Source organism: Sporosarcina sp. BP05 (assembly GCF_014282005.1).
In the GTDB taxonomy this organism is placed as follows: domain Bacteria; phylum Bacillota; class Bacilli; order Bacillales_A; family Planococcaceae; genus Sporosarcina.
The window spans coordinates 1-258 of record NZ_JACFTD010000107.1 but is presented as its reverse complement, the minus strand read 5'-3'; the positions used below and the strand labels follow the sequence as shown (position 1 = coordinate 258).

The window sequence follows — 258 nt, the reverse complement described above, 5'->3', positions numbered from 1 at the left end:
TCTTCAGGGGCTAAAATAAAACAAAAAAAAAACCGACTTTAAGCACATTTTGTGCCATTTTAGTCGGTTTTTTAGTCATTTTCTTCGATTTTTAAGGTAAATTCAAGGTTTACTTCAACAAAATCGCGGATAAATCGGTCTTTCTCCATGTGATTTTCTTCTGATTTACGGAACCATCGTTTTATAAGCCGTTTTTCTTCTGGCTCCAGTTGCCACAAGGCTTCTGCTTCTTCCCTAAGGTTAATTTTAAGCCTATGA

General features: G+C 35.7%; 1 pseudogene. It reads right to left on the bottom strand.

Annotated elements, in window-relative coordinates:
- Window positions 1-71 precede the first annotated feature (71 nt).
- Window positions 72-258: pseudogene (locus tag H2672_RS19390) on the bottom strand (hypothetical protein); the annotation flags it as partial.